Here is a 19,002-nt window from a genome sequence, read left to right on the forward strand (position 1 = left end):
CTATGATAAGCCAAACGAACCTGATCATGCGAGTGGAAAAGTGATGCAACCATAGGAAAAACATCGACTTTCCAATATCTTTGCCCATCTCCCCGACGCTGAACACAAAGAGCGATATGGCGACGCTCTTGTGGTTTGTGAAAGGCGCAGGCCGATTATCGCTATTGAGGATGAGGGCTGTTGGGGGAAGTATGTGGTCGCCCCCACTGACAGTGCTGGCGAAATAATATTCATGGGCAGAATAACGTCTGGCAGCCCGTTTATATAATGGATTAATTGTCGATAAATATGTCTGATAACAGTTTATAGAGTGGGGCACAGGCAGTTCGAAGCATTGCAAGACCTCTGTTGAACGCATTGTTTGATAATATTGTCGAAAGGGTTTGGTCAGGAGCAATCAGATGGCGATAACAACGCGATCCCGAAGAGAGAAGATTGGCAGCGGGCTCGGGCTGGTGATGGGGCTCATCGCCTTTAACCTGATCGTGCCCCTGCTTCCGGTTGCAACAGAGATGTCGGATATGACCCGGATGATAGGTGCCATGGTCAGCGCCATGCTTTGCGCCGAGCTGGGCGCCAGGATTGGCAAGTGGCGGGATGCCAAAGAGCAGGCCGGATCGGCAGAGTAACTCGACGTGAGAAGAGCGCCAATCGCCCGAGTGCGGTGGTGTGTGCGGGTGTAACAGGCAGGGCGACTGTTGTCGCCCTGCCTGTTTTGCTATCGCGGTTTGCCGCTCAAGCGCCGCCGGGGTTTGCTGCGATGGAGGAAGGTGGCCAGGGTGTCGCGGGGCGATGCCGCATTGCATCAGAAGGCGCCTGGAGCGAGATGCGCCAAGGCTGGATCTGCGAGGGAAATCCTGAGATCGTGCAGGCAGTTATCTGGTTATCCCCTTGAGAGGAGTGCCCATGCGCATTGCCCTGATTGGCCTTGGCGATATCGCCCGGAAGGCCTATCTGCCGCTGCTTGCCAGTGACGAGCGAGTCACTCCGCTGCTCTGTACCCGCAATCCAGCGGTATTGGATAAGCTGGCTCGCCAGTACCGGATTGCCGAGAGCTTCACCGAGCTGGACGACCTGCTGGCAAGCCGCCCGGATGCGGTGATGATCCACGCCGCCACCGCGGTGCATCTTGAGCTGGCCACCCAGTGTCTGCGCGCCGGCATCCCCACCTTTGTCGACAAGCCGCTCTGTGACACTCTTGCCGGGGTAGAGGAGCTTGCCAACCTGGCGCTGGCGCAGAACCGCCCGCTGTTTGTCGGCTTCAACCGCCGCTATCTGCCCGCCATGAGCGAAGCCCGCGGCCAGCCGCTCACCGAGCTCAACTGGCAAAAGCACCGCCACGCCCTGCCAGGGGCGCCGCGCTCGTTTCTGTTCGACGACTTCATCCATGTGCTCGACAGCCTCTGCTACTACGGCGGCGCGCCTGATGGGGATCTGCATGCGGTACTGCGGCGCTGTGCCCGTCAACCCGAGCTGCTGGCCGGGGTGAGCATGGCCTGGCAGTACGGGCAGGTGGCGGTGAGCGGCAGCATGAACCGCAGTGCCGGCCTCACCGAGGAGCGCATCGATGCCTATGGCGACAACCTCTCCCTGCATATCGAAAACTGCACCCGGGGCACCCTGGCCCGCGATAAAACCGTGCAGACCCTGGCCCCCGACGACTGGCAGTCGGTGCTTACCCAACGGGGCTTTGCCGCCATGCTGGCTCACTGGTATCAGCAGATTGAGACGGGGCGGGCCGACGGGGCGCTGATTGAGAGTTACCTGCACGGCCACCGACTGGCAGAGCAACTGGTGGCCTTGGCGGGGGAGTGAAGGTGATCGCCGCGCTGGTTTGCCCGGGCCATGGGTGGGTCTGCGGGCGAAAAAATCGCCGGACCACTGTATGAGATGGCGCATCCCTGCACAGTTGATTGACGGGGGCGCTGCCGCGCAAGCCAAGCGGGCGCTTGTTTGCTATCTTGGCGGCCATGAACTGCCAGCAGAGCGACAGAGTGTGATGAACCAGCTATTGAAACGGGGTGGCCGGCTGGCTGCCCTTGCCAAACGGGAGCGAATCCCCGCCATGATGGCCAGGGTGGCCCGTCCATGAGCATCATTTTGGGGATAGACCCGGGTTCGCGCATCACAGGTTACGGGGTCATTCGCATCGTGGCAGGCAAGGCTGAGTACCTGGGCTCGGGCTGCATCCGCACCGATTTGGGCGAGCTGCCGTCACGCCTCAAGCAGGTCTATGACGGAGTGAGCGAGATCATCACCCAGTTCAAGCCGGACGAGTTCGCCATCGAGCGGGTCTTTATGGCGCGCAATGCTGATTCGGCTTTGAAGCTGGGTCAGGCGCGCGGCAGCGCCATCGTGGCGGCGGTCAATGCTCTGCTGCCGGTGAGCGAATACTCGGCCACCCAGATCAAGCAGGCGGTGGTGGGCACCGGCGGCGCCGCCAAGGAGCAGGTGCAGCACATGGTGACCCACCTGCTCAAGCTCTCGGCCACCCCCCAGGCGGATGCGGCGGATGCCCTCGGGGTGGCGCTCTGCCACTTCCATACCCGCCAGATCCTGATCAAGATGGCCGGGCGCAGCACGGGATCGGTGCGTGGTCGTTACCGCTGAGCCGATATTGCCGGTGTGATTCCGGCAATCTCAGGCAAGCGGCCCTGTGCCGATTGGTTGCCTCTCTGGCAGTGGCGGCTGTCGGCAAAAGCCTCAACAGAGTCACAAGCTGTCGCACTGCCTGCCTGCTACGAGGCGCAGCCCGCCCGGACGCTAACGACAATCTTCTCAGTTAATCAATAACTTGTGACGCGGGTCACGTTTTTCGGCCTTCATCGCTTCCCTTCGCTTGCCCGATCGGGACTCCCATAATGTGCGCCGGCCGCGTGGTGCGGCCCGGTGAGCCGCTGGCTCCCGCTTCATCCATCATTGGGAGAGTTGAGAAGTGAAACCTTTTGCAGCTGAATTCATGGGCACCTTCTGGCTGGTGCTGGGGGGCTGCGGCAGCGCCGTGCTGGCCGCCGCCTTTCCGAACGTCGGCATCGGCCTGCTTGGCGTGGCGCTGGCGTTCGGTCTGACCGTGCTGACCATGGCTTACGCCATCGGCCATATCTCTGGCTGTCACCTGAACCCGGCCGTGACCATCGGGCTCTGGGCCGGCGGTCGTTTCCCGGCCTCCGGCGTGCTGCCCTACATGGTCGCTCAGGTGTTGGGCGGGATTGCGGCAGCGGCGGTGCTCTATGTGATTGCCAGCGGTCAGGCCTGTTTCGATCTGGCGGCGGGCTTTGCCTCCAACGGCTATGGCGAGCACTCCCCGGGCGGCTACAGCATGCTGGCGGCGCTGGTGTGTGAAGTGGTGATGACCGGTTTCTTCCTGTTCGTCATCATGGGCGCCACCGACAGCCGTGCACCGGCCGGGTTTGCTCCCATCGCCATCGGTCTGTGCCTGACCCTCATCCACCTCATCAGCATTCCGGTGACCAACACCTCGGTCAACCCGGCGCGCAGCACTGGCGTGGCGCTTTTTGTCGGTGACTGGGCAGTGGGCCAGCTCTGGCTGTTCTGGGTTGCCCCCGTTGTCGGTGCCATTCTGGGTGCATTGGCCTATCGTGTGATCGCCACGAAAGAGTGATGTGTTGCTAGGTAACGTGTGGTATCGACACGCCCTCGGGCGTGTTTTTTATGCCTGAAGGAACACCGGGCAGGGCGCCATGCCGACGATAGGGTGCGGCATGATCACAGTCCCTTGGCGCTCAGCATCTCTTTGTAGCGCTGATGCAGCAGCTTGACCCGTTCCACATAGGCCCGGGTTTCGGCATAGGGCGGTATGCCGCCGTGTTTTTGCACCGCACCGGCGCCTGCATTGTAGGCGGCGGTGGCCAGGGCCACATTGCCGTCATACTGCTTGAGTAGACCCGCCAGGTATTTCACCCCGCCAAAGATGTTCTGCTCCGCCAGCAGGGCGTTGCCGACCCCGAGCTCGCGCGCCGTGGCGGGCATCAGTTGGGTCAGTCCCATGGCGCCCTTGCGGGAGACGGCCAGAGGATTGAAAGCGGACTCGGCATGGATAAGTGCCCGGATGAGGGCAGGCTCGACCTGATAAGCCTTGGCTGCCGCCTGTATGGTGCTGGCGTAGTCATAGAGGAAGAGGCCTGTTGTGCGCCAGTTGACCTTGGACGCCGGATCGCAGGCATAGCAGTCGTTGAACAGCAGCAGTTCGTAGTGACCCTGCTCCGGCATCATGTCGGAATAGCGTATGACCCCGTTCTTTTGTACCGACTTGTAGACCTGGATCTGACGGCTTGCAGGCTTAGCGGGTTCAGGGGAGGGGAGCGGCGCCGGGGTGAGCGCCACGGTACGCGGCGTGGGAACCGGGGAGGAGACTGCCGTCTCCGGGGTCAGGATCACCACCTCTGCCGGCGGCGGTATCTGAGCCGGGGCTGCGTGGGAAAACAGCGGCATCATGCCCAGCAACATCCATGCTTTCAACGGCTTGCTCCTTAAGCCTCGTTAGCCACGTTGAGTAAAGCATTCGGGATGGCGCAGAACAAGTGCCCGTGAACAGGGGAGGCTGGAAATGTGATGGCAGAGGGACGTCCCACCTGAGTGCTCACTCAGGACAAGGGGCGCGGCTCATGGCGTCAAGGGGCGGATGATCGCAACCTCGTCTTTTCCATCGAGTTATTGGCTTTTTTGTAAGTTAAAGGCGTGTTATCTTGCTGTTGCTCCACTCTGGTCAGATCTCTTCGTGGAGCCAGCGAGCGAGCAGGAGAGGGCCGGTATGGCCAGAGCGAAATGGGCATGACAAGCAGGCGAGCGATGGAGCTCAGATTCGAAGAGTACTGTGATGCGGATCTTTCCCTCATCAGAGACTATTACGAGACGACGTTTTCCCACTATGTGCCGGATTTGGCAGAGCGGATTTTTGTGGTCCGTGACGCGCACTGGCTGGTGGGGGCGGTGCGCCTGCGCGATGAACAGGATTATTACCACTTGTGCGGCTTTCGTCTGCTCCCTCACTACCAGTCCCTGGGGCTGGGGTCCCGCTTGCTGCAGCATGCCTGCCGCGATCTTTCCGACAAGCCCGTGATCTGTCACGCCCTGCCGTTCGAGAAACCCTTCTACCTCAAGGCGGGATTTGACCACCTTCCCCTGCATGAACTCGACGGGCCCCTTCACTCCCACTATCACCAGCAGCACGAACAGGGTTATCAGATCGAGCTGCTGGTGCGTCAGGCGAAGGCGCCTGTTTTCAACTGACGTCTTATTGGGGTTTGGTCAGCAGGTGGATCTTGCCTGGTGACAGCTCCAGCCCCAGCAGATTTTCCTTGAGCCAGGCCTGATTGGGGTCCTTGTCATCCAGCTTGTAGACAGGCTGGGTCTCCAGCCGTTTCTCCATGCTCTGCAGCAGCATCCTCAGCATGAAACCAAACTTCTGTTCCGCCGCAGCAGGCTCCAGCTTGTAATCGATGAGCTTCATGTTGTCGAGGAAGAGCGCACTCCTGGCCTTGTCGTAGCGGGGCCTCGCCTCATAGGTCATGTTGAGGCGCGCGTCGTACTCGGTCTGATCCGGGAGCGCGATTTTCAACTTGCCTTTGCCAAACACCCTGGCGGTATCCGGGCTCTGGCGACCAATCTGCACATCGCTCTGCTCGAGTTGCACATGGGCCTTGATGATGCCGGGCAATTCCAGCTGTTTGTCCACTTGCACCTGGGATTGCAGGTACTGATTTATCTGCTGCTCATTGATGTCATATGAGCCTTGACCTAGCATGGCCAGACTCAGCAGCATAGATTGCAGGATCATGCTAACGACCTGATAGAATGGGTGTGCCCCATAGCATACCATCCCGACCCTGTGGGGTCTGCCCGTGCCATCTGTCCAATACACCAAGGAGTCGCCTTGCTCGACGGTCTGGAATACGACATTCAGTTGCTGTTTTCCCGCTTTCTCGGCTGGTTGTTGCTGTTGTTTCACACCGTGATCGTGGCAGGGATCTCCCTGCGGGTGGTGATGAAGCGACGTCCCATCGGGGTATCTCTTGCCTGGTTGGCCCTCATCTATGCCATCCCCTTCGCCGGGGTCGGTTTCTACGTGCTGTTTGGCGAGATACGCCTCGGTCGCAAGCGGGCGGAGCGGGCCCAGGCCATGTACCGTCCTTACGCCATCTGGATCCGCCAGCTCGCGCGCCTCTTCCCCCAGCACTGCTGCGAGGTGGGCAGCAAGGCACGCCCGCTCCACGATCTGATCCAGGGGCGCTTGGCCATGCCCATGCTCTCGGGCAACCGGATGACCCTGCTGCACAAGCCCAAGAGCATCGTAGAGGAGATAGTGCGCGACATCCGGGGCTCCTCCCAATCCTGTTATCTGGAGTTCTACATCTGGCACCCCGGCGGGGATGTGGACGAGGTGTGCGAGGCGTTGATGGAGGTGGCGGCACGCGGCGTGGATTGTCGTGTCTTGCTCGACTCCATCGGCAGCAAGACCTTCTTCCGCTCCTCCTGGCCCAAAACCTTGCGTGCCGCCGGTGTCAAAGTCGTGGAAGTGTTGCCGGTCGGCGCCTGGCGCATCCCGTTTCAGCGCCAGGACTTGCGCATGCACCGCAAGCTGGTGGTGATCGATGACAAGGTTGGTTACACCGGCTCCATGAACATGGTGGATCCCCGTTTCTTCAAGCAGGATGCCGGGGTCGGCCAGTGGGTGGACATCATGATCCGGGTGCAGGGCCCTGTGGTGCCGTTGATGTGGTCCACCTTCGTCTGGGACTGGGAGATGGAGACCGGCGAGCGGCTGCTCGACAGTCTGCAACATGAGCCGGAAGCCTGGTCACAGACCAACTATCGGGCCCAGCTCATTCCCTCCGGCCCCTTCGTCGGCGGTGACTGCATCCAGCAGAGCCTGCTGCTCGCCATCTACCAGGCTCGTCACCATCTGGTGCTGACCACCCCCTATTTCGTGCCGGACGATCCGCTGGCGGCGGCCCTCTCTTCGGCGGCGGCCCGCGGCGTGCTGGTGCAGTTAGTTCTGCCTGCGCGCAACGACTCCCTGATGGCCAACCACGCCAGCAACTCCTTCATGGAGGATCTGCTGGCGGCAGGAGTGGAGATATACCGCTATGATGCCGGACTGCTGCACACCAAGAGCGTGCTGGTGGACGATGATTTCGCCCTGGTGGGCACGGTCAACCTCGACCGGCGCAGTCTCTGGCTCAATTTCGAGATCACCCTGCTCATCGACAACCCGGTGTTTGTGGCCGAGATGAACCAGCTGGTGCAGGGCTACATGCTGGAGGCGACCCCCATGTCACTGACCAGGTGGCGTGCTCGCCCCTGGTACAAAAAATTGCTTGAGAACATCTTCTACCTGTTCAGCCCCCTGCTGTGACAGTCAGAGCGTGGACCCCAAGCCGTTGTCTGGCTTGTGTTGATGCCCATCCTCCCCGTAGAGTGCGCCCATGCACCCGCCATTGAACCATTGTGGAGAAACAGAACTGATGAAGAAAGAAGTGGCCTTGGCTGTCGGAGCCGTGTTGGTGGTGGGAGGGCTTGGCGCCTGCTGGTACACGGGCAATACGTTCGACCGGATCCTGGCCGAGCAGATCGCCAGGGCGCAGCAGGAGAGCGGGATCGAAGTCACCTGGAGCCCAGAGACGGAGAATCTGTTTACCCGCGACGGTGTGCTCAAGGTGGTGGTGCCGCCCCAGACGCTGGCGAGTTTTGATCCCCAACTGGCGGGAAGCGAACCCATCGAGATGCAGTTCGCGTTCAACAGCCGCCTGTTGCCGCTCTATATCAAGAGTCACCTCCAGCTTGATACTGCACAGGGCACGCTGGCGCCCATTCTGACCTCCCTGGGGATGCAGCAGTGGCAACTGGGGGCAGAATCGGCGAGCAGCCTCTGGACCATGAGCAACAGCTCCCGCTTCTGGGTGAGTGACTTCAAGGTCAAGGAGGGGCTCAACGAGTTCACCTTCCTGCCCTTGAACGGCGACTATCGCGGGGATCTCGACGGCAATGGCCATCTCACCGCCCACTGGTTGGGGATGACGGTCCACGATGCCCAGAGCAAGACAGATCTGGCCTTGGCGGATCTCAAGGGCAGTGCCGACATGGCCGAGATCAGCGGGCTCTGGCTCTCTCCCCGCAGCGATGCGACCCTTACGGCCTTCTCCCTGACCCAGCCGGGGAACGTCAAGATCACGCTGGAGGGGCTGACCACGGCCACCGAGCTGGCGGGGGACGATCTTCAGACGCTCTCCACTCGCTATCAGATGAAGGTGGCGACCCTCAACATGGAGAGCGAGGAAGACCGGCTCGCGCTGACCCAGGGAAATCTGGATCTCTCCCTCAAGGGGCTGGATCTCGAGGGGTATCAGACGCTGCAAGAGGCCAGCAGCAAACGGGTGGACGAAGCGGCCATCCAGGAAGCGCTGGACAAGATGCTCCAGAGAGGGGCCACGCTGGAACTGGCGGACCTGAGTGCGCGATTGAACGGTGAGCCTGTCAGCCTGCAAGGGGAGGCCAAGCTGGCGTCCACCACCCTGGCACAGTTGATGGGCAGCGAGGAGGGGATGCAGGCACTCTCCGGTCTGCTTCATGCCCACCTTGGGGAGAAGCTGGGCCAGGCCGTTCCCCAGTTGGCCCCCATGCTGGAGCAATTCACTGCCATGGGATATCTGAAGGCGCAGGAGTCACAGCTTCAGGCCGAGCTCAAGCTCGACAAAGGGGCCGTGACCGTCAATGGTCTGCCGCTGCACCCGTGAGTGCCGCGCAATGAAAAAGGCTCCCTCGGGAGCCTTTTTTCTGGGTGCGCGCAGCCGCTTACTTGAACACGACGGTCTTGTTGCCGTAGACGAAGACCCGCTCGTTCAGCACCAGTTCCAGCGCCCGGCTCAGCACGGATTTCTCCACGTCGCGTCCGGCCTTGGCCATGTCATCGGCACTGAAGGTGTGATCGACGTGGATCACGTCCTGCTCGACGATGGGGCCTTCATCCAGATCGTCGGTGACGAAGTGGGCGGTGGCACCAATCAGCTTGACCCCGCGGTCGAAGGCCTGACGATAGGGGCGGGCGCCGATGAAGGCAGGCAGGAAGGAGTGGTGGATATTGATGATCTTGCGCGGATAGGCTTCCACGAAGCTTGGGGTCAGCACACGCATGTATTTGGCCAGGATGACGTAATCCGGCTGGTAGCCATCGATGAGCGTGCGCACTTGCTCCTCATGCTCGGTGCGGCTGAGATCCTCGTGGCTCACGCAGTGGAAGGGGATGTCGAACTTGCCGGTCAGCTCGGCGAGGGTGTCGTAGTTGCCGATGACCGCGACGATGTCCATGTCCAGGGCGCCGGCATAGTTTTTCATCAGGATGTCGCCGAGGCAGTGAGTCTCCTTGGTCACCAGAATGACGATGCGCTTCTTGCCCGCCTTGACGAGACGACGCTGGGCGCCGGCAGGCAGTGCATCATCGAGGTCGGCCAGCAGTGTCTCGTCGTTGAAGCGCCCTTCCAGCTCGGTGCGCATGAAGAAGCGGCCGTTTTCGTGATCCACGAACTCGTCGTTCTTGTTGATGTTGAGCTGGTGCTTGTAGCAGATGTTGGTGATCTTGGCGATGAGACCCTTGGCGTCGGGGCAATCGGTCAGCAGTATTTTCTTTTCCATCTCTGTCATGATTCCGTTTGTGATGTTGGCACCCGGTCTGCGCGGGCGCGCGCGTTTTTGCTGGCACTATGCCACAAACGAAATCAGAAAGGACAGCGCGCCGTGTATCGGGTGGTGCTCGCGCGAAAATTGCAGTGCAGCCAGCTCCCGGTTTGTCTTTGATGGGTTTTTGGCTGGCATCCTGCGTCTTTTTTCTTTAGGCTGTCTGCGCTTATTCTCAGGGCGGGGCGAAATTCCCCACCGGCGGTATCCCGATGTGACTCGGGGAGCCCGCGAGCGCCCGACCCGGCATTCATCCGGGACGGGGTCAGCAGATCCGGTGAGATGCCGGAGCCGACGGTCATAGTCCGGATGAAAGAGGATAAGACAGATATTGCTGGCCAGACCCTGCCGGGTTGGCCGCCGCATGGCTACTTCTGTCTGCCTTTCCATGCCCTGATTCTGGTCCTTGTCTTTTTTAGGAGTCTTACCATGAATCAGTCTCTACTCAGTGAATTCGGTGATCCCATTGCTCGCGTCGAAGCCGCGCTGGCCGCTCTGCGTGCCGGTCAGGGTGTGCTGGTGGCCGATGATGAAGATCGCGAGAACGAAGGCGATCTCATCTTTGCCGCAGAAACCATGACCAACGAGCAGATGGCCATGATGATCCGCGAGTGCTCCGGCATCGTCTGCCTCTGTCTGACCGACGAGCGGGTTCGCCAGCTCGAGCTGCCGATGATGGTGGAGGCCAACTCCAGCCACTATCAGACTGCCTTCACCGTGACCATCGAAGCGGCGCAGGGGGTGACCACCGGGGTGTCCGCCGCCGATCGCATCACCACCATCCGCGCGGCCATCGCCGACGGCGCCCGGCCCTCCGATCTGCATCGACCCGGCCATGTCTTCCCGCTGCGCGCCCGTACGGGTGGGGTACTGACCCGCCGTGGTCACACGGAAGCGACCGTCGATCTGATGCAGCTCGCCGGGCTCAAACCTTACGGAGTATTGTGCGAGTTGACCAAGGAAGATGGCTCCATGGCCAGGTTGCCGGACCTGGTGGCCTTCGGTCGCCAGCACCGGATGCCGGTCCTGACCATCGAAGATCTGGTGCAATATCGTCAATTGCTGTCAGAACGTTCAGCCTGAGCCTCATACGAAATTGTAATAAGCCCAAATTTTGGTTACGCTTTGTGCGAACCTCATCCAGGGACACTCATTTTTGCTTAAAGTTTGTACGGAAAGTGTGCAACTAAAAAAAAATGAGGGTTTTAACGCATTTATCTGTGATGAGGCCTATCCAAACTATGATTTTTTTGTGCCATAATCACGCCGCTTGCTAAACGTCTGGCGAGTTAAAGGGAGCTTTTAAAAATGAAAAAAATGTTGTTAGTAGGTGTTGTTGGTCTGTCCGCTCTGCTGGGCGGTTGTGCAAACACCAGCGAACTGGAAACTTCCGTTCAGAATCTGTCTAACAAAGTTGACCAACTGGCTCAAGATGTTAGCGCTGTTCGTGCTGATCAGTCCAAGATCGCTGCTGATGTTGCAGAAGCCAAGCAAGAAGCTATGCGTGCTAACCAGCGCATCGACAACATGGCTACTTCCTACAAGAAGTAATCCATGCGAAAAAATGGCGCATTTCAATGCGCCATTTTTTTTGCCTGAAATTCGTCAAATACCCGCGTTTTTCCCGCTAATACCCGCCTGACAAGGCAATGCCGACGAATCGGCATCCCCTCATCTGATTTTCCTGTCGCTCAATAGAGCAGGCTGTAGAGCTTGCGACGATAACTCTGCGCTGCAGGGTGCGCACCCATGGTTGCCAGCACATCGAGATAGATCTTCTTGGCATCGCCAAAGGCGAGATCACGTTTGAGGATGGTGAACAACAGGGCCAACGCCTCCTCTTGTCTACCAACCTGGCTGTAGAGCACCGCCAGCTCCTGGGCGAGGGCATGGTCATCAGGCTGTTCAGCGTGGCGTAGCTCCAGGGCGCGCAGCTCAGGACTGTCGCTGGCCTGCAGCGCCAGCGAGAGGCGGGAGCTCAGGGTCTGGTAATGATCATCCTGTGCCACCATGGGGATGGTCGAAAGCAGGCTCTGCGCCTCGTCAAGGAGATTGAGATCCAGCGCGGCCTGTATCAGCCAGAGCGTGATGTCGTGACGCTCGGGGGCGAGGCGATGGGCCTGGCCAAGATGGGTGTGCGCCACATCGGCTTGCCCGTTCTCCAGCGCCTGCTTTGCCTGATCGAGCAGTAACTCCTCCTCTTTGGGGGCAAAGGCGGCGAAATATTGGCGCAATGTGGCTTCATCCTGCGGCCCTTCCAGAATGGCCTGTTCATCCGGGCGCCCCTGATGGAACAGCACCAGCGCGGGCAGTGCGCGCAAGGCAAGCTGGCTGGCCAGAGGCTGCAACTGGGGGTCGTTCATGTCGACTTTGGCCAGGGTCACCGCCGCATTGGCCGGGCCGACCAGCGCTTCCACTTGCGGGGTCATGGCCTGGCTCTCCGGCATCTGGGGGGCGTGGAAATAGATGACGACCGGCTTTTTCATGGACGCATCGAGCAATTCTGCGTGGAAGTTCTGGGGAGTGATGTCGACGATCATGAGGCTGACTCTCGAAAAATGGTGTGGATCAACATGGGGTCCAGCGGGGTGGAATTCAAGCGTGCATCCAGCAGATGGGCATCGACCCGGCGGGTCGGGGCAGCCAGGCTGAGCCATCCGCTGCCCGTGGGCCAGTCACGGATTTCATAGTGGCGATTGTCGAGATGATTATTGAGCTGCCATGCCTGCTCCGGAAGGAAGCAGATCTTGTCGAGCCCGGCGGAAATACCATCGCCATGCGCCTTGAGCACAGCTTCCTTGCGAGACCATAGCCGATAGAAGGCCGAATGTTGCTCCTCTCGGGGCTGGGCGCTCAACCATTGGTATTCGCTTGGCGCATAGAAGCGTTTGGCCAGCGGCAGTATGGGGCGGTGACGCACTCCCATCTCGATGTCCACCCCGAGGGGGCCCTCCTCACAGAGGGCGATCACCAGCCACTCTCCGCTGTGGCTGAGGTTGAACTGCCAGCGATGACTGAGCAGTGTCGGTTTGCCATGCGCACCGATACCAAAAGTCAGGGCATCGGCCCGGCAATGGAGTCGCTCGGCCAGCAGGCGGCGCAGCAGCACCCGGCCGAGCAGGTACTCATGCTGGCGACCCGCCTGGTGGATCTCGTGCCAGTGACGGCGTTCATCCGGGGCGAGTTCGGATGCCAGCCTGATCACCAGGTCTGCATCAACGCTTGCCGTATTTAACAAATAGAGATCCGCAGATAGCATAATATTTCACTTAAAAATGGGGGTGAAATAGCGATAACAGTCCGTTTGATGCGCTCAAAACCGATGCTTTCAAGATTGTATATTGTTTGGGCATGATCACATAAATTGCGCTAAACAGAGCATTTCCTTGCAAAAATGTGAGGTCGATTGGGATTTTCGCTTGCCTCGATAGAATTCTTGGATATAGTCGGGTGCTGTTGCCTTATAAATTGCCCTTTCGGGCTGCATTTTAACAAGTTTCACTCTTTTTGCGGGGATAAAGGATTGCGCCACCTGATGCTACTGCTGGTCGCGCTCGGAATGGTGGGTTGTGCATCGGCACCCCAACCCGAGGTCGCGAGCAAGATCGAGGTTTCCATGATGGAACCCGTGATTGAACCCGAAGTTTCACCAACCCCTGACGTCAACGAAATCCTGACCGTATACAAAGAGTGGCGCGGCGTTCCTTACCGGATGGGAGGAAGCAGCCAGCGAGGCATCGATTGCTCCGCCTTCGCCCGTGAAGTGTTCCGCAATGCAGTCGGCATCGAATTACCCCGTGATACCCGCTCCCAGGTCCATGAAGGCACCCGGGTTTCCAAACAGGATCTGGTCGAAGGAGACCTGGTCTTCTTCAAGATCAACCGCCGCCTCAATCACGTGGGCATCTATGTCGGCAATGGCGAATTCATTCATGCCTCCACCCGCGCCGGGGTGACACGCTCCAAGCTCGACAGCAGTTACTGGCGCAGCAAATTCTGGCAGGCACGCCGGATAGACATCTGAGTCAGGCTGGACAAACGGCTCGCAGTACGGACTGTTTTTCCAACCTCACTTGAACCGGGCCCTCAGGGCCCGGTTTTTTTATGACCCTCGTTTAGACTTTCCCTGGTCGACTCTCTATAGTGTGGCCCCCTTGATCCTCGGCAGGTCCAGCATGACACCCCAGCAGAAAACCGGATTGCACCCGCGCAATCGCCATCAGGCACCCTACGACTTCGACGCGCTCTGCCAGCGTACCCCGGCGTTGACGCCTTTCGTGTTCACCAACGAGCACGGCACCCGAACCCTGGACTTTGCCGATCCGGCCGCCGTCAAGACGCTCAACCGGGCATTGCTGGCACTGCACTATGGCATTGCGCATTGGGATCTGCCCCCCGGCTATCTCTGCCCGCCCATTCCGGGTCGGGTAGACTACCTGCATCGAGCCGCGGATCTGCTGGCCGAGAGCGCGGGATGCGTACCGACGGGCAAGCAGGTTCGAGTGCTGGATGTCGGTGTCGGGGCCAACTGCATCTATCCCTTGCTGGGCGCCCGGGAGTATGGCTGGCGCTTCGTGGGCTCAGACATCGATCCTGTGTCGGTGAAGGCGGCGACCCTGCTGGCCACCAGCAATGGATTGGGCAACCAGATCACATGCCGTCATCAGGGTAACCCCAAGCATGTCTTTCGCGGGCTCCTGGGGCCGAAGGAGCACTTTGCCCTGACTCTGTGCAACCCGCCGTTTCATACTTCTCTGGCGGAAGCGAGCAAGGGGACGGAACGCAAGCTGCGCAACCTGGGCAAGGGCCAGGCAGTGGCCGGGGCGCCCGTGCTCAATTTCGGCGGTCAGAAGGCCGAGCTCTGGTGCGAGGGGGGCGAGGCGGCGTTTCTGGCGGCCATGATAGAGCAGAGCAAGGAGTTTGCCAGCCAATGCCTCTGGTTCAGCTCGCTGGTGTCGAAAAAGGAAAATCTGCCTGCCGCACGAAAGGCGCTGGCTCGGGTGGGGGCGCGGGAGGTTCGCGTGCTCGACATGGCGCAAGGCAACAAGGTGAGCCGGATCCTCGCCTGGAGTTTCCTGGACGATGGGCAGCGCAAGAGCTGGTGGACCGCCCAGGGGAGATGATCGAGGACGGGGCTCAGTGGCGACACGGGCCCCGTCTCTTTTCAGATCAGATGTTGATTCGTTTGCAGCCTTCCATTCAATCGTTTTCCTGCCCGTGTTTGCTCGCATGTTAGTGACCACTCTCGCGCCTGGTACAGGTGTACGCCGAGATTTTTTTGTACTTGCTGATGAAACTTTCATAAAATAGGACTGGTTAGACCTCTTTACAGGCTTTGAATCGAATAGGGATCGGTAAATGAAAGTTGTCGATTTTCTGAAGCACAAGCGCGAAATTCTGGCGCAACACCCCTTTGAGCTCAAGGATTGGCTCTCTCCGGCGATCCGCGACTACTGGCGTGAGTTTCAGCAAAAGGCACACCTTCACCCCTTGCTGGGAAGAGTGCTGGATTTGCAGGGGGAGTCCCAGGATGCCCGCCAGCAAGAGGCTGCCAGAGTCACCCAGGTAGCGAATGGCCAGCCTGCCCTGGCGCAGGATCCCGTGGTGGAGCTCGAAGGCGAAGCGGCGGCACTCTATGCCGAGTTGCAGACCCGCATCGGTGAAGAGACCCATGTGGGTGAGTGGTTGCAGGTCACCCAGGCGTTGATCAACCAGTTCGCGACCGTGACCGGCGATCATCAGTGGATCCACACCGATCCCGAGCGTGCGGCGGCCGAGTCTCCTTTCAAGACCACCATTGCCCACGGCTTCCTGACTCTGGCCCTGCTGCCCCAGTTGACCGGTTCGGTGGACGAGAGCACGCCGGAGTTCCCGACCGCTCGCATGGTGGTGAATTTCGGCCTGGAGCAGGTCCGCTTCCCTTACCCCATCAAGGTGGACAGCAATATCCGCGCCCGTACCAAGCTGTCGCGTGTCACGCCCATCAAGGGCGGCATCGAGCTCCTCAAGGAGATCAAGATAGAGATCGAGGGGATCCGCCGCCCTGGCTGCGTCATCGAGTCGGTCACCCGGATCTATTTCTGACGCGCTCGTCTTGCGTCCATGAACACAGGCCCACTTCGGTGGGCCTGTGTCGTTTCTGGCGGGTCAGAAACTCGCTCCCAGGGTGATGAGGTGACGCCACTCTTTCTCGCTCACATCCCTGTGCAGACCGTGGTAGTCGAGCCAGGCATCGTCCCAATCCAGTTCGCTTGACCAGGAGAGACGCAAATGATCGCTGAAGTAATACCTGAGGCCCAGGCTGCCGCTGACGGACTGCTTTCTGGTCAGATAGGGGGATGGTTGGTCGACGAACCTTTCATAACTGCCCTTGCCAAACAGCTCGAACTTCTCTTCCAAGAGTGCCAAGGGTTGCCGGTAGTCCCAACCCAGGCTGACGAAGGGGTAATTGATGATCCTGTCGTCAAACAGGTCTGAGTTGCTCCACACCTCCGGCCTGAAATAGGCCCGCTCCAGGCCGAGCTGGCTGATGATCTCCAGCCGGCGTTGCCTGTCATTCCAGAAGCGGTATCCGGGACCGGAGGCATAGTCAATCTCCAGATAGCCTGCCTCGATCATGTTGTAATCGATGTCTACGGAAGATCGCAGGAACCAGTGATCGTCGAAGAAGAAGTCGAGCTTGGGTTTGAGCTTGTACTCGTGGCTGTCGGTGATGTTGTTCGCCGTTTCGTAGATGTACTCGCCATCCAGGCTGTAACGCCAGTCCAGATTGGCAAACTCGGTGGAGACCTTGAGATTGACGTTGTTGGTCTTCTTGGTGTTCTCCTTGAGCTTGATGTTGAGATCCCCGTTCCCCGTCAGCAGCCAGGCATTGGCCTCATCAGGAGAGCCCAGCAGGGGGATCCCCGTCTTGGTGAGCGTCTTGGGTTTCTCCTGCTTGTCCAGACGCCAGCGTTTGATGGCGTGGCGCGGGACCGTCATGGCCTGGCTGTAGGCGGGCTTGATACGGATCTGCTCGTCCGTGATCTCCTCTATGGTCCCGCTCAGACGATCGCCGTTGCGCATCCAGAGGATGTCCGCCATCGCCGCGGAGCCAGGCAGCAGAAACAACAGGCAAACCACATGACTGATTCTGTTCATGGTGGTCAGGCCTTCAGCCGCTCACGGGCTTGGGCAGCCCGCTCTTGTGCTCGAGCAGGGCGGTCACCCGGGCACTGTCGATGTCGGGGGCAGCGATGAACTGCTCGGCTTCGGGGGAGAGCACCAGCGGCGCCCCCTGTGCCATCTCCGCTTCGGTGCGGGAGAGGGGAGAGTGTACCTCCAGCCAGCGACGACCGTCAGGTTCCACCGCCATCTTGACCGGCTGGTTGATGACACGGACCGGGGTGCCGACGGGAACAAGACCAAACAGGGTTTCGATGTCATCCGGGCGCAGCCGGATACAACCCGCGCTGACTCGCAGACCGACCCCGAAATCCTTGTTGGTGCCGTGGATGAGGTAGTCCTTGTTGCCATAGCCAAGACGCATGGCGAACTTGCCGAGGGGGTTGTCGGGGCCGGGGGGGACCACGGCGGGCAGATCGATCCCCTTCTGCTCCAGCCAGGACTTGCGGACCATGGGGCCGGGCACCCAGGTCGGGTTGGGATTTTTCGCGATGACGGTGGTGGTCATCTCCGGCGTCTCGCGCCCGATGTCACCGATCCCGATGGGCAGCACCATCACCTCCTGCTTGCCCTTGGGGAAGTAGTAGAGGCGAAGTTCAGGCAGGTTGATGACGATGCCTTCTCGCGGCACGTCGGGCAGCAGCATCTGGGTCGGCAGAGTGAGCCGGGTGCCCGGTGTGGGCAGATAGGGGTCTACGCCGGGATTGGCTTCGAGCAGTGCCAGAAAGCCTGTCCGGGTATGCTTGCCGACCAGTTCCAGATGATCGCCAGGCTGTACGATGTAATCTTCCAGGGCGCCGATGAGACGGCTGTCCGCTGGCGGCAGGGGATAGGTGTTGGACCAGACAGGTGCGGCCCAGAGGCTGGCGGCGGCCAGCAGCAGTGAGACGATACGAGTGTTGAGCATGGTTGTTCCTATCGGCTGGGGCGAGGGACGGGTTCCCTTCCAAAAAATGAGCAGAGATTGTCAACGAATCCCGCGGGGATTACCAGTCCGGCACCATGACTGCCGGGAGGGCGGTGGCGAGCGCGTCACAGGGTGTCACTGGCCCATCAGGCTCGCCATATTCACCCGCCCGGAACCGGGCACAAAGTGGAGGCCGTGAGTGGGGAGGCGCTGCCGGGTGAAAGTCACTGGCGTTGGGAGGGGCGGGATCGCCGGATGGCGGTTTTATCGCCAGTCGTCTGATCTGCAACGAGATTTACATTGATTTCCCGGCTAGGGTTGGGTCAATATGAGTGCCCGTGGAGAGATGCCGGAGTGGCCGAACGGGATTGACTCGAAATCAATTGTGGCAGCAATGCCACCCAGGGTTCGAATCCCTGTCTCTCCGCCATTTATTAAGCCCAACCTATTGATTAGGTTGGGTTTTTTGTTTTTATGTGTTTTTCAGTATGCCATTGGGTATGCCATTACATGTTGGCTGAGGTTACACAAGTCTGGCTTTCTTTGGACAGGAGCAAGGGCAAGTCCACTACACTACATGCGCTATGAAAACGAACAGGGCAATGTATTGACGCAATGGCTGTACAACAACTCAGATCACCGCTGGCTAACCCAGCTAGACACCCTGCTAGCTACCAGTTACCACATTCCGTTGCACGACTACACCCCGGACACACTAGCAGCCTGAACACAGCTAGCCAATCTTGTTGCCACCACCACATTTGCCAACCCATTAACCAAACACATCGCCTTCCCTGCCGCGTCCAACACGGTGGGGTGATGGCGTATGGAGCACCATCATGCTGCAACCCGTCTGGTGTGGAGGTCGAGCACCGCAGCCAGGTAATGCCAGCGGCCACCTGCCCATACTACGTAAGTGATGTCGCCGCACCACACCTGATTGGGCTGCGGGGCCGCAAATTCACGCGCCAGCAGATGCGGGATGTCTGGTCGTTCAGCCCGGGCGACCTTGTAGGCATGAGAGCCGGGTTGCTTGGACTCCAGTCCCGCTTCCTTCATCAGGCGACGCACTTTGAATCGGCCAACCAGATGCCCCAGCGTCCGCATCATCGACGTCAAGGCACTTTCAAGTGCGAAAAATTGATATAGGAGCCGGTCAGCGAATTCCATTAGGGATAGAGGCAGTAGCCTCGATCAAAATCCGGATCTATGGCTGCAATCTCTACCTGATTCACCGTCAT

20 protein-coding genes, 1 tRNA gene, 1 pseudogene and 1 riboswitch are annotated in these 19,002 nt (G+C 59.6%); of the genes and pseudogenes, 14 read left to right on the plus strand and 8 right to left on the minus strand.

Translation table 11 applies throughout. From position 1 onward, the window contains the following. Positions 1 to 401 precede the first annotated feature (401 nt). The 5 genes from ACPW74_RS03725 (at position 402) to aqpZ (ending at position 3,622) form a co-directional block, all read left to right on the plus strand. A complete protein-coding gene (locus ACPW74_RS03725) occupies positions 402 to 629 on the plus strand; it encodes a hypothetical protein (RefSeq protein WP_041214736.1) in 228 nt (75 codons plus the stop codon). 277 nt (positions 630 to 906) lie between these two features. After that, positions 907 to 1,815 carry a Gfo/Idh/MocA family protein gene (locus tag ACPW74_RS03730; protein ID WP_279981642.1) on the plus strand — a complete coding sequence of 303 codons (909 nt, stop codon included), beginning with the start codon at positions 907 to 909 and terminating at the stop codon, positions 1,813 to 1,815. A 70-nt stretch (positions 1,816 to 1,885) separates the two neighbouring features. Beyond that, positions 1,886 to 2,092 carry a hypothetical protein gene (locus ACPW74_RS03735; RefSeq protein ID WP_198497322.1) on the plus strand — a complete coding sequence of 69 codons (207 nt, stop codon included), beginning with the start codon at positions 1,886 to 1,888 and terminating at the stop codon, positions 2,090 to 2,092. Beyond that, a complete protein-coding gene (gene ruvC, locus ACPW74_RS03740) occupies positions 2,089 to 2,610 on the plus strand; it encodes a crossover junction endodeoxyribonuclease RuvC (protein WP_005298649.1) in 522 nt (173 codons plus the stop codon). Before ACPW74_RS03735 ends, ruvC begins: the two co-directional genes overlap by 4 nt. A 325-nt stretch (positions 2,611 to 2,935) precedes the next feature. After that, positions 2,936 to 3,622 (plus strand): aquaporin Z, encoded by a 687-nt coding sequence (aqpZ, locus tag ACPW74_RS03745; RefSeq protein WP_279981641.1) that lies wholly within the window; start codon positions 2,936 to 2,938, stop codon positions 3,620 to 3,622. Positions 3,623 to 3,726: 104 nt separating this feature from the next. On the opposite strand, the gene ACPW74_RS03750 is transcribed toward aqpZ, so the two are convergent. After that, a complete protein-coding gene (locus tag ACPW74_RS03750) occupies positions 3,727 to 4,467 on the minus strand; it encodes a lytic transglycosylase domain-containing protein (protein WP_042878789.1) in 741 nt (246 codons plus the stop codon). 342 nt (positions 4,468 to 4,809) lie between these two features. On the opposite strand from ACPW74_RS03750, the gene ACPW74_RS03755 reads away from it, so the two are divergent. Next, entirely contained in the window at positions 4,810 to 5,250 is a 441-nt protein-coding gene (locus tag ACPW74_RS03755; protein WP_223919618.1) for a GNAT family N-acetyltransferase, read from the plus strand. 4 nt (positions 5,251 to 5,254) lie between these two features. On the opposite strand, the gene ACPW74_RS03760 is transcribed toward ACPW74_RS03755, so the two are convergent. After that, the gene (locus ACPW74_RS03760) at positions 5,255 to 5,797 is read right to left on the minus strand and encodes a DUF1439 domain-containing protein (RefSeq protein WP_029313991.1); all 543 of its coding nucleotides are present in this window, start codon (positions 5,795 to 5,797) and stop codon (positions 5,255 to 5,257) included. 96 nt (positions 5,798 to 5,893) lie between these two features. On the opposite strand from ACPW74_RS03760, the gene cls reads away from it, so the two are divergent. Both cls and ACPW74_RS03770 read left to right on the plus strand, forming a co-directional pair. Further along, complete coding sequence (gene cls, locus ACPW74_RS03765) at positions 5,894 to 7,375, plus strand: cardiolipin synthase (protein WP_279981639.1); 1,482 nt, start codon at positions 5,894 to 5,896, stop codon at positions 7,373 to 7,375. Between the two features lie 109 nt (positions 7,376 to 7,484). Beyond that, positions 7,485 to 8,753 carry a DUF945 family protein gene (locus tag ACPW74_RS03770; RefSeq protein ID WP_279981638.1) on the plus strand — a complete coding sequence of 423 codons (1,269 nt, stop codon included), beginning with the start codon at positions 7,485 to 7,487 and terminating at the stop codon, positions 8,751 to 8,753. Between the two features lie 58 nt (positions 8,754 to 8,811). On the opposite strand, the gene purU is transcribed toward ACPW74_RS03770, so the two are convergent. After that, positions 8,812 to 9,648: a formyltetrahydrofolate deformylase gene (gene purU, locus ACPW74_RS03775; RefSeq protein ID WP_029313992.1), complete on the minus strand. Its 837-nt coding sequence runs from the start codon at positions 9,646 to 9,648 to the stop codon at positions 8,812 to 8,814. Between the two features lie 209 nt (positions 9,649 to 9,857). Beyond that, a riboswitch (FMN riboswitch) is annotated at positions 9,858 to 10,015 on the plus strand. Positions 10,016 to 10,119: 104 nt separating this feature from the next. Between purU and ribB the strand changes: the two genes are divergently transcribed. Together ribB and ACPW74_RS03785 are read left to right on the plus strand one after the other, a co-directional pair. Beyond that, positions 10,120 to 10,773 (plus strand): 3,4-dihydroxy-2-butanone-4-phosphate synthase, encoded by a 654-nt coding sequence (ribB, locus tag ACPW74_RS03780; protein ID WP_010673523.1) that lies wholly within the window; start codon positions 10,120 to 10,122, stop codon positions 10,771 to 10,773. A gap of 225 nt (positions 10,774 to 10,998) precedes the next feature. Beyond that, positions 10,999 to 11,241, plus strand: coding sequence for an Lpp/OprI family alanine-zipper lipoprotein (locus tag ACPW74_RS03785; protein WP_010634682.1), 243 nt, complete (start codon positions 10,999 to 11,001; stop codon positions 11,239 to 11,241). A 140-nt stretch (positions 11,242 to 11,381) separates the two neighbouring features. On the opposite strand, the gene ACPW74_RS03790 is transcribed toward ACPW74_RS03785, so the two are convergent. Next, the gene (locus tag ACPW74_RS03790; protein WP_425858569.1) at positions 11,382 to 12,230 is read right to left on the minus strand and encodes a tetratricopeptide repeat protein; all 849 of its coding nucleotides are present in this window, start codon (positions 12,228 to 12,230) and stop codon (positions 11,382 to 11,384) included. Further along, positions 12,227 to 12,949, minus strand: a complete 723-nt coding sequence (locus tag ACPW74_RS03795; protein WP_214002701.1) for a 4'-phosphopantetheinyl transferase family protein — start codon at positions 12,947 to 12,949, stop codon at positions 12,227 to 12,229. Before ACPW74_RS03795 ends, ACPW74_RS03790 begins: the two co-directional genes overlap by 4 nt. Before the next feature lie 276 nt (positions 12,950 to 13,225). Between ACPW74_RS03795 and ACPW74_RS03800 the strand changes: the two genes are divergently transcribed. The 3 genes from ACPW74_RS03800 (at position 13,226) to ACPW74_RS03810 (ending at position 15,774) form a co-directional block, all read left to right on the plus strand. Continuing rightward, on the plus strand, positions 13,226 to 13,714 hold the full coding sequence (locus ACPW74_RS03800) for a C40 family peptidase (RefSeq protein WP_039039319.1): 489 nt from the start codon (positions 13,226 to 13,228) through the stop codon (positions 13,712 to 13,714). Positions 13,715 to 13,865: 151 nt separating this feature from the next. Then, positions 13,866 to 14,813 (plus strand): 23S rRNA (adenine(1618)-N(6))-methyltransferase RlmF, encoded by a 948-nt coding sequence (gene rlmF / locus ACPW74_RS03805; RefSeq protein ID WP_425858570.1) that lies wholly within the window; start codon positions 13,866 to 13,868, stop codon positions 14,811 to 14,813. 235 nt (positions 14,814 to 15,048) lie between these two features. Continuing rightward, positions 15,049 to 15,774: a MaoC family dehydratase gene (locus tag ACPW74_RS03810; RefSeq protein ID WP_010673529.1), complete on the plus strand. Its 726-nt coding sequence runs from the start codon at positions 15,049 to 15,051 to the stop codon at positions 15,772 to 15,774. 63 nt (positions 15,775 to 15,837) lie between these two features. On the opposite strand, the gene ACPW74_RS03815 is transcribed toward ACPW74_RS03810, so the two are convergent. Beyond that, positions 15,838 to 16,830, minus strand: a complete 993-nt coding sequence (locus tag ACPW74_RS03815; RefSeq protein ID WP_425858571.1) for a DUF481 domain-containing protein — start codon at positions 16,828 to 16,830, stop codon at positions 15,838 to 15,840. A 13-nt stretch (positions 16,831 to 16,843) separates the two neighbouring features. After that, positions 16,844 to 17,761: a L,D-transpeptidase family protein gene (locus tag ACPW74_RS03820; protein WP_049636696.1), complete on the minus strand. Its 918-nt coding sequence runs from the start codon at positions 17,759 to 17,761 to the stop codon at positions 16,844 to 16,846. 340 nt (positions 17,762 to 18,101) lie between these two features. Here ACPW74_RS03820 and ACPW74_RS03825 point away from each other — a divergent pair. Beyond that, positions 18,102 to 18,191, plus strand: a tRNA-Ser gene (locus ACPW74_RS03825). 416 nt (positions 18,192 to 18,607) lie between these two features. On the opposite strand, the pseudogene ACPW74_RS03830 reads toward ACPW74_RS03825, so the two are convergent. After that, positions 18,608 to 18,883: pseudogene (locus tag ACPW74_RS03830) on the minus strand (DDE-type integrase/transposase/recombinase); the annotation flags it as partial. Between the last annotated feature and the right edge of the window lie 119 nt (positions 18,884 to 19,002).

The sequence above is a fragment of the Aeromonas sp. INTO2 genome (assembly GCF_049860605.1).
Taxonomy (GTDB): domain Bacteria; phylum Pseudomonadota; class Gammaproteobacteria; order Enterobacterales; family Aeromonadaceae; genus Aeromonas; species Aeromonas caviae.